This window comes from uncultured Mucilaginibacter sp. (genome assembly GCF_903913935.1).
In the GTDB taxonomy this organism is placed as follows: Bacteria; Bacteroidota; Bacteroidia; order Sphingobacteriales; family Sphingobacteriaceae; genus Mucilaginibacter.
Map to the genome: position 1 here is coordinate 1 of NZ_CAIWNH010000150.1, position 9,513 is coordinate 9,513.

A 9,513-nucleotide genomic window follows, 5' to 3' on the forward strand; every position below is an offset into this window, starting at 1 on the left:
AAAAAAATATTAATAGCTAACCGCGGTGAAATTGCCCTGAGAATTATACGTACGTGTAAGGAAATGGGAATTAAAACCGTAGCTGTATATTCAACAGCCGACAGGGATAGCCTGCACGTGCGTTTTGCCGATGAGGCCGTATGTATAGGCCCCCCGCCAAGCCGCGATTCATATTTAAGTATCCCCAATATTATTTCAGCTGCTGAATTAACCAACGCCGATGCAATTCATCCGGGATACGGTTTTCTTTCAGAAAATGCAAAGTTCTCTGCCATTTGCGCTGAATACGGGATAAAATTTATTGGCGCTACTGCTGCGCAGATCAATGCCATGGGCGATAAAGCTTCGGCAAAAGAGACCATGAAAAAAGCAGGTGTACCTACTATTCCAGGTTCCGAAGGATTATTGACCGGCGTTAAAGAAGGTATTGAAATTGCAAAAAAAATAGGCTATCCTATCATATTAAAAGCAACTGCCGGCGGTGGCGGCAGGGGTATGCGCATTGTTTGGAAAGATGAGGAATTTGAAGCAGCCTGGGATTCAGCCCGTGCCGAGTCGGGTGCTGCATTTGGCAACGATGGCATGTACCTGGAGAAATATGTACAGGATCCGCGCCACATCGAGATCCAGGTAGTGGGCGACCAGTATGGCAAAGTATGCCACCTTTCTGAAAGGGATTGTTCTATTCAGCGTCGCCATCAAAAACTGGTTGAGGAATCTCCTTCGCCATTTATGACAGAAAAACTTCGTAAGAAAATGGGCGACGCGGCTATTAAAGGCGCAAAAGCCGTTAACTATGAAGGCGCGGGAACCGTAGAGTTTTTGGTTGACAAGGACCGGAACTTTTATTTTATGGAGATGAACACCCGCATACAGGTGGAACACCCGGTTACGGAAGAAGTGATCAATTTTGACCTGATCAAAGAACAGATCAAAGTTGCTGCAGGAATCCCGATTTCAGGGAAGAATTACGAGCCGCAGATGCACGCCATAGAATGCCGCATCAATGCCGAAGATCCGGCAAATAATTTCAGGCCTTCACCGGGTAAGATCACTAATTTTCATTCGCCGGGCGGTCATGGGGTTCGTATTGATACCCATGTGTATACCGGTTATGTTATCCCGCCGAATTACGATTCAATGATTGCCAAGGTTATTTGCGTGGCACAAACCCGCGACGAGGCTTTATGCACCATGGAACGCGCATTGAGCGAATTTGTAATTGAAGGTGTAAAAACCACCATTCCCTTTCATTTACAATTATTGAAGGACCCCAATTTTAGGGCCGGTAATTTTACAACCAAGTTTATGGAAACTTTTGAGTATCACGGATAAATGCATGGCGTTTAACTAAACAAACGTGTACATAGTTTAAGGGCAATAAGCGCCCGCAATTTTATAGGTAAAAATGAGCATATTCAGCAAACTGACCAGGTCGATCAAGGAAAAAGGGGAACAGATGGGCGCTGAAATGTCGTTTTTTCAGCATTTGGAAGCATTGCGCTGGCACCTCATCAGGTCTGCTTTGGCGATACTGGTATTTGCTATCGTCGCTTTCATTTATTACCACGAGATTTTCTACAACGTAATCCTCGGCCCCACACGTACGGATTTCTGGACCTACCGGATGATGTGCAATATGGGCGGTTTTTTTCACAGTTTGATTCCCTATATTGATGCTAAAGGTTTTTGTGTTAGCAGCATCAATTTTAAATTGATCAATACCGACCTGGCCGGGCAGTTTAACCTGCAGTTCAGCTCGTCCATCATGATTGGACTCATTGCGGGTATTCCCTACCTTTTGTACGAGATCTGGCGCTTTATCAGGCCGGCGCTTCACGAAAAAGAACGTAAGGCTGCCAGTGGTTTTGTATTCTATTGCTCATTTTTATTTGCGCTGGGGGTGATGTTTGGTTATTACGTAGTAACCCCTTTATCCATCAGGTTTTTTGTTAACTATACCATCAGCGAATCCATAGAGAATTTATTCAGTATCGATTCCTTCATCTCGTCGGAAAGTATGCTGACGCTTGTTGCAGGGATCGTTTTTCAACTGCCCATAGTGGTGTATATTCTGTCGAGCCTGGATATCCTGACGCCGAAGTTTATGCGCGAAAAACGGCGCTATGCTACAGTGATCATTTTAGTATTGGCCGCCATCATCACCCCCTCGCCTGATGCGTTGACGATGCTGGTAGTTGCATTGCCATTGTTCATCTTATACGAGTTCAGCATCTGGGTAGCCGTTATGGTACAACGCAAGAAGAAGAAAAATGAGGAAACCGGATTGACGGTTCAGTAAGTTGATGTGCGGATGTGCAAATATGCAGACCTGCCTACCGGCAGGCAGGTGTGCGGATAAAGAAATAATTTCAAATTAATAAAAATGAAAAAGGGGCTAAAAATTGCAATAGGCGGGGATCACGCCGGGTTTGAATACAAACAGGCGATCATTGATTTTTTATCGGGACAGGAAGTTAAGGATTTTGGTTCTTTTTCTGCCGATTCATGCGATTATCCTGATTTTGCACACCCTGTAGCTTTAGCCGTGGAAAGCGGAGAATTTGATTTTGGCATCCTGATCTGCGGAAGCGGAAACGGAGTAGCCATTACCGCCAACAAACACCAGGGTATCCGTGCGGCTATCTGCTGGAACGAAGAATTGGCCGACCGTGCCCGCAGCCATAACAACGCCAATATTTTATGTTTACCTGCCCGCCATATTTCTTTGGAAGAAGCAAAAAAGATAGTGGACATATTTTTTACGGTGGATTTTGAAGGCGGAAGACATGCAAACAGGGTGGATAAGATTGCGTGCTGAGAAGGATCATCATTCTGGTTTTTATTTTTTGACATCTGACTAAAGACCAATATTATTACTTTAACCTGAGTTAGAGGTAAGAACGACCTATGCCCCATCGGGGCTACCGCTTTGTAGCACGACGATCAAACGATATTTTTGCCGCATCAGCGGCTACCCAGTTCGCGAAGGGTAGCCACTGACGTGGCAATTATCCCTGGTATTTGGTTTCTACAAAGCGGTAGCCCCCATGGGGCATAACATTACGATACAAAATTCTTATATCGAACTCACGTTAATTTAAGTTAAAGAGCATGGAATTTAATATCGAATAATGAACCTGCCTGCCGGTAGGCTGGTGTTGAATATCGAACTCCGAAGTTTTTTTACTTCATTACCAGCCTACCGGCAGGCAGGTTCTACATTCGATATTGGGTGTTCGATATTAAATCTCTTAACTTACTGAGATTCGTTTAAAGACTTTAGACTTAGCACCAAAACCCCTATCTTCGTATCAATGAGCAGCACGGCGGAAGAATTTTTGGTAGCTTCAGAGGAGAAGGCATTTGATAAAAAGCACAGGCGCATTATCAATTACAATATTGGTAAATACGATGCGGCTGTTGAAAGGGGATTGTCGCGCATCATCAACCTTGAAAATATCAAGCGCAAGCAGCATGTGATCAAATGGCGGGTGATGGAAAACCTGGACAAATACCTGCCCGAATTTGAAGCCAACTTTATGAAGCGCGGGGGCAAGGTGATCTGGGCCAACGATGCCGACGAAGCTAACCGCGAGATCCTGAATATCCTGAAAAAAGCAGGCGCCAAAACCGTTGTGAAATCCAAATCAATGGTGACCGAAGAAATTCAGCTCAATGAGTTTTTGGAAGCAAACCATATTGAATCGCTGGAAACCGATTTGGGCGAGTACATTGTACAATTGCTCGGCCAAAAGCCATACCATATTGTTACCCCGGCCATGCACCTCAGCAAAGAGGATATTGCCAAACTGTTTAACGAAAGATTTGGCACCCCGCTTGATTATACCCCCGAACAACTTACCCAAAAGGCCCGCGAATTGCTGCGCGATAAATATGTGCAGGCCGATGTAGGCATTACCGGCGGCAATTTTTTAGTGGCTGATACAGGCAGCGTCGCGGTAAGCGAAAATGAGGGTAATGCCCGTTTGAGTATTTCGTTCCCTAAAATACATATCGCGGTGGTGGGGATCGAAAAGATCATCCCATCAATAGCCGACCTGGATATGTTTTGGCCGATGCTGGCTACCCATGGCACCGGTCAAAACCTTACCGTTTACAATACCCTGTTAAACGGCCCCCGTAAACCTGATGAAACCGACGGCCCCGATGAAATGTATGTGGTATTGCTGGATAATGGCCGCACCAACCTACTGGCACAAAAAGAACAGCGCCAGGCCTTATACTGTATCCGCTGCGGCGCCTGTTTAAATGCCTGCCCGGTGTATAAAAATATTGGCGGACATACTTACGAAACCACCTACAGCGGCCCCATAGGCTCCATTATTTCGCCGCACATGAATGGCATGGAGCAATTTAAGCACTTGAGTTATGCCTCCAGCCTGTGCGGAAAATGTACAGAGGTTTGCCCGGTGAAGATCGACATCCACAAAATGCTGCTGCTGAACCGCCGCGACGCGGTGAACGAACACCTGGTTACCCCCGCTGAAAAATACGGCTGGTCTGCCTGGAAAAAGGGGATGCTGAAACGCAAATGGATGGACTTTTTCAGCGGCAAAACCAAAAACTTCTTCCTAAAACGGTTCTTCAAAAAAACCTGGGGCCATTACCGCGAATTACCCACCGTAGCCCCAAAATCCTTCAGCCAAGAATGGATGGAAAGGAATGGTGGTAGGGATTAGAGATTAGTGCGGAAGTTGGGATGCCGATTGCGTAATGTTAAGGGAGTTTATGCCCATTGATACAAAAGCTGGCACTTTCTTACTATTAATTATTGCAGTGAAGTGGAACTATTTTGGTTTTATGAATTACGTCTATCGAAAATGAAAATTAGTCAAACGTTTTTTTATTTTATCTTTTTTTTTACCCTATTAATATTTAGCTTTTCGTTCAAATCGCAAGATGCGACCGGCAAAGAGAAGTATACTTTAGAAACAGGAAAAATAAAATATTTTACTGTTGGAAAAGAAAGGTTTTTGAGAATTCAAGTGACATTTTCTAATAATACAAAAGATACCTTAAAGTTTTTTGCTATGTCCTGTTCACAAATTCAGGGCCTCTATCGTATTGACAGTAAAATGCTAAAGTGGGCCTATTCCCGTAATTGTTCTTCAAATATGCCAATCGTATTAGAGTTATTGCCGTTTAAAAACAGGAAGGATAGTTTGGTCTTTAAATTTAAAAATGAATTTAAGCGTCCCATTAAATATAGGGTGGGGATTTATATACTTAAAACCGAAGGAAATGATCCTACAAATTTTAATAACCCGAATGCGATAACTATTTGGTCTAAGAAAATGAAATAATTTAAATACGGTGCAGTAGCTGTAAATAATGATTAGGCTGCGCCTGGTTCAGTTATTTTTTAGCAAAAGGTAATTGCCCCGCCTTTCCCGGCATGCTGCCTGGACACACTATTATTTAAGCGTTCCGCTTAAATTACAATTAATAAATGATTTTTAACAGACTTAGCAAAATGCAATTGCTTTTTTGTGTAAACCCGCGATTTTATTAAGTTTTTGATTGTCAATTAAATAGCATAAAATAATCTGAGAAAGTGTAAACCTTATGTAAACCCTGATTGCTTGTTAACTTGTTTTTATGCCGTCAGGCTTCGTCTTTCAAACAAACATTTCGCTATCTCCACTCCGCATTCGCCACTCCGCATTCCGCAATAAAATAAATCCGAAATCGAACATCCGAAATCCGAAATCACGCCTAATGTACATTCCCGAATCCGAATTCCTTATAAGTATTAGGCATTTCGTCTGAACTGCTGAAGGGGAAGGTATAGGTGGTCCACCAGCTTACATAATCGGCATCTTTGTCGCCGGTAGGCTCCACGTGCACACTGCGCAGCATATAAATGCCCTCGCGGCTCATGGTGATAGATATTTCGCCTTTGCTGTCGGTGGTGTAGGTTTGGGTATAAACATTGCCCCCAAGTGATTTGATGTAAAGCGCTACCACTTCGCCTTTTGCCGGTTTGCCGCTGAATAATAGCTGGGCCACCATATCGTCGCCATATTGCTTTTTGTATGGATTGTCTTTTAAAACAATTTCGCTGGGTTCGCCAAGTACTTTTTCGTAGTCGCTGCCATCATGGTCATCAACGGAAAATAACGTTTTGATATACCTGGCGTGTTTTTCCTTCACACGAAACTGGGTGCCGTTTTTTACTTTATCCGCTAGTTTATCATTGCCCAACTGGGTTAAAAAATCAGCGTAGTTGTCGCGGGAGTAATTACTGTGATCAACTCCGGTAGTTATGGACACCAGGGATTGCCCGCTGGTTTCCATAGGGTAGTCCTTTAATAATATAGAAGTGTCTTTCGCCAAACTGGTAAGGTCGGTTTTCTTTTTGCCTGCATAGAGGACAAAGGAGATGATCTTTGCCGTTTGCGGGGCAACTTCATTCTGTTTCAAAAACAGATCGCCCTCTACCAGGTGCAGGTTAAGTTTATCGCCCTTATGCAAAAAAAAGTTTTCGGGCAGCAGGAAATAATCGTGGGTAGTTGCCGCAATGCCCACGGCAGCAGCAAGAATTAACAGGATCAGGGGTATCTTTTTTTTGTTCATTTGTTCACTTGTTCATTAGTTCATTGGTACATGGCGGATTACCCGGTTAGCACAAGGAATAATTATAATCGGCAATTTATCATTTTGTTTAATAGCAATGAAGCATGTGATAAACAATTTACTTTTAAACCAACTTTATTAAACTTTTCACAAATGAACCAGTGAACAAATGAACTGGCAAACCGCTGAACTAATAAACCAATTCCGTAGTTTTGCCAGATGATTTTCGACAGGAAAAACCTGACAAATAACCAGCTGATAGATTTTTATTCGAAATTGCTGTGGCCGCGAATGATCGAGGAGAAAATGCTCATTCTTTTACGGCAGGGCCGCATTGGCAAATGGTTTTCGGGGATAGGGCAGGAGGCCATCGCCATTGGCAGTACGCTTGCCATGAACAATGATGAATATATCCTGCCGATGCACCGCAACCTTGGCGTGTTTACTGCGCGCGAGATCCCGCTTTCGCGGCTGATGGCCCAATGGCAGGGCAAGGCTTCAGGCTTTACCAAAGGGCGTGACCGCTCGTTTCATTTCGGTACGCAGGAATATAAGATCATCGGGATGATCTCACACCTTGGCCCGCAAATGGCTCTGGCTGATGGTATTGCGCTGGCGGATGTGTTGAGCAAACGCAGCCGGGCCACCCTGGTGTTTACCGGCGAAGGTGCAACCAGCGAAGGCGATTTCCACGAGGCGTTAAACATTGCCGCCGTATGGAACCTGCCGGTGATTTTTTTGATTGAGAACAATGGTTACGGGCTAAGCACGCCTGTAAGCGAACAATATAAGGCCAGGCATTTGGTTGATAAAGCTATTGGCTATGGCATGGAGGGCCGCCGCATTGACGGCAATAATTTACTGGAGGTTTACCATACCATCAGCGAATTGGCAACCAGCATGCGCACAAAGCCCCGCCCCGTGCTGGTGGAGTGTATGACCTTCAGGATGAGGGGCCACGAGGAAGCATCGGGCACCAAATATGTACCGCAGTATTTATTTGATTTTTGGAAGGAGAAAGACCCGCTGATCAACTTTGAAAAATACCTGGTTGATGAAAAGATTTTACGCCCCGAATGGCTGCCGCAGATGCGGGCTGAATTTTCGACCCTGATAGATTCCGAAATTGAAAAAGCCTTTAGCGAACCCGACATCATCCCGAATGTAGAAACGGAAGTTGCGGATATGTACAAGGCGCACAACTTTCCAACTTTTCAACCTTCCAGCACCACAACAAAAAAGCGCTATATCGACGCCATCAGCGATGGCCTGCGCCAGAGCATGATTAAGTTTGATAACCTGGTGATCATGGGGCAGGATATTGCCGAGTATGGCGGCGCTTTTAAAATAACGCAGGGTTTTGTGGAAGAGTTTGGTAAAGACAGGGTACGCAATACGCCTATTTGCGAATCGGGTATAGTAGGTGCTGCTATGGGGCTTGCTTTAAATGGCTATAAGGCGGTAATGGAAATGCAATTTGCCGATTTTGTTACCAGCGGTTTTAACCAGGTGGTAAACAATTTGGCCAAAACACATTACCGCTGGGCGCAGGAAGTTGATGTGGTGATCAGGATGCCGGCCGGTGCCGGAACAGGCGCCGGGCCCTTCCATTCGCAAAGCAACGAGGCCTGGTTTACCAAAACGCCCGGACTGAAAGTGGTTTACCCGGCCTTCCCGGATGATGCCAAAGGCCTGCTGATGGCTGCTATCGACGACCCCAACCCGGTAATGTACTTTGAGCATAAATACCTTTACCGCAGCAACAGCGGCGAAGTGCCCGAAGGTGATTATTATGTGGAAATAGGGAAAGCGAAGATCATACAGGAAGGGGAGGGAGCCAGCATCATTACTTTTGGATTAGGTGTGCATTGGGCGATGGAATATGCGGCCAAACATCCAGATCTGTCGCTGGAGATCATCGACCTGCGCAGCCTTCAGCCATGGGATAAAGAAGCGGTGGAGCAAAGCGCCAAAAAAACAGGCAGGGTTTTAATATTACATGAGGATACCTTAACCAATGGTTTCGGAGGTGAAATTGCCGCTCATATTGCCGAACATTGCTTTAAACACCTGGATGCGCCGGTAATGCGCTGCGCCAGCCTGGACACTGCCATCCCTATGAATAAAGCGCTTGAGGATCAGTTTTTAGCCAAAGCGAGGCTTGAGGAAACGATGGAACGGTTATTGAACTATTAATATTAAATGCGAAATCCGTCTCCCCAAATTCTAAAAATTGCAGTAGTAGGCCCTGAGTCGACAGGAAAATCAACCATGTCATCTTATCTTGCAAAATATTATAATACCGTTTGGGTTCCGGAATTTGCCCGTAAATATTGCGAGAAGTTAACCCAGCCACCCATATGGCAGGATGAGGTTAATATGTTTTACGGGCAGGTAGCGCTTGAAGACGAATTATTGCCGCAAGCGAACAGTTTACTGATCTGCGACACCACATTTATTACGGTAAAAATATGGAGTGAATATACTTTTGGAAAATCGCCGCAGGAAGTGCTGGATGAACTGCCCAAACGCCCCTATGACCTTTACCTTCTTTTAAACATTGACCTGCCATGGGAAGAAGATCCCTTACGTGACTTCCCCCTTCTGCGGGAGCATTTTATGGAGGTTTGGTATAAAGAATTGAATGCGCTGAACGCGAATTATAAAGTGATATCCGGATCAGGGCCCGAAAGATATGCGAACGCGGTGAAGGCGGTAGATGAGTTTTTGATTTCGGATTTAAAATAGGGGTTCTATTACGGACAGTGTAGGTGATTTAAACACAGAGAAACAGAGAAGACACAGAGTTCGCTGAGTTTTGAAAATTAACTGGCTATTTATATATTCAAATAGCTTTTAAAATAAAATTATTCCTTTGTGAACTCCGCGCTTTCTCTGTTTCTCTGTGTTAAA

General features: G+C 44.6%; 8 protein-coding genes. 7 read left to right on the forward strand and 1 reads right to left on the reverse strand.

Annotation, left to right across the window (positions count from 1 at the left end):
• The 5 genes from accC to QZY09_RS05615 all read left to right on the forward strand — a co-directional run.
• The coding region (gene accC, locus QZY09_RS05595; protein ID WP_295669321.1) for an acetyl-CoA carboxylase biotin carboxylase subunit at positions 1-1,335 on the forward strand (1,335 nt) is incomplete at its 5' end.
• Positions 1,336-1,408: 73 nt separating this feature from the next.
• Positions 1,409-2,302 (forward strand): twin-arginine translocase subunit TatC, encoded by an 894-nt coding sequence (gene tatC / locus QZY09_RS05600; protein ID WP_295669324.1) that lies wholly within the window; start codon positions 1,409-1,411, stop codon positions 2,300-2,302.
• A gap of 84 nt (positions 2,303-2,386) precedes the next feature.
• Positions 2,387-2,821, forward strand: a complete 435-nt coding sequence (gene rpiB / locus QZY09_RS05605) for a ribose 5-phosphate isomerase B (protein ID WP_295669326.1) — start codon at positions 2,387-2,389, stop codon at positions 2,819-2,821.
• A 496-nt stretch (positions 2,822-3,317) separates the two neighbouring features.
• Positions 3,318-4,703, forward strand: coding sequence for a LutB/LldF family L-lactate oxidation iron-sulfur protein (locus QZY09_RS05610; RefSeq protein ID WP_295669329.1), 1,386 nt, complete (start codon positions 3,318-3,320; stop codon positions 4,701-4,703).
• A 141-nt stretch (positions 4,704-4,844) separates the two neighbouring features.
• The gene (locus QZY09_RS05615) at positions 4,845-5,327 is read left to right on the forward strand and encodes a hypothetical protein (protein WP_295669332.1); all 483 of its coding nucleotides are present in this window, start codon (positions 4,845-4,847) and stop codon (positions 5,325-5,327) included.
• A 412-nt stretch (positions 5,328-5,739) separates the two neighbouring features.
• On the opposite strand, the gene QZY09_RS05620 is transcribed toward QZY09_RS05615, so the two are convergent.
• Positions 5,740-6,600 carry a DUF4198 domain-containing protein gene (locus tag QZY09_RS05620; RefSeq protein ID WP_295669335.1) on the reverse strand — a complete coding sequence of 287 codons (861 nt, stop codon included), beginning with the start codon at positions 6,598-6,600 and terminating at the stop codon, positions 5,740-5,742.
• A gap of 219 nt (positions 6,601-6,819) precedes the next feature.
• Here QZY09_RS05620 and QZY09_RS05625 point away from each other — a divergent pair, with 219 nt between their 5' ends.
• The gene (locus tag QZY09_RS05625) at positions 6,820-8,796 is read left to right on the forward strand and encodes a dehydrogenase E1 component subunit alpha/beta (protein WP_295669338.1); all 1,977 of its coding nucleotides are present in this window, start codon (positions 6,820-6,822) and stop codon (positions 8,794-8,796) included.
• Positions 8,797-8,802: 6 nt separating this feature from the next.
• Positions 8,803-9,348: an ATP-binding protein gene (locus tag QZY09_RS05630; RefSeq protein ID WP_295669341.1), complete on the forward strand. Its 546-nt coding sequence runs from the start codon at positions 8,803-8,805 to the stop codon at positions 9,346-9,348.
• Positions 9,349-9,513: the final 165 nt, after the last annotated feature.

Coding starts and splice junctions, on each gene's coding strand:
- QZY09_RS05630 (WP_295669341.1), top strand. CDS start 8,803: ATGCGAAATCCGTCTCCCCAAATTCTAAAAATTGCAGTAGTAGGCCCT.
- QZY09_RS05625 (WP_295669338.1), top strand. CDS start 6,820: ATGATTTTCGACAGGAAAAACCTGACAAATAACCAGCTGATAGATTTT.
- tatC (WP_295669324.1), top strand. CDS start 1,409: ATGAGCATATTCAGCAAACTGACCAGGTCGATCAAGGAAAAAGGGGAA.
- rpiB (WP_295669326.1), top strand. CDS start 2,387: ATGAAAAAGGGGCTAAAAATTGCAATAGGCGGGGATCACGCCGGGTTT.
- QZY09_RS05615 (WP_295669332.1), top strand. CDS start 4,845: ATGAAAATTAGTCAAACGTTTTTTTATTTTATCTTTTTTTTTACCCTA.
- QZY09_RS05610 (WP_295669329.1), top strand. CDS start 3,318: ATGAGCAGCACGGCGGAAGAATTTTTGGTAGCTTCAGAGGAGAAGGCA.
- QZY09_RS05620 (WP_295669335.1), bottom strand. CDS start 6,600: ATGAACAAAAAAAAGATACCCCTGATCCTGTTAATTCTTGCTGCTGCC.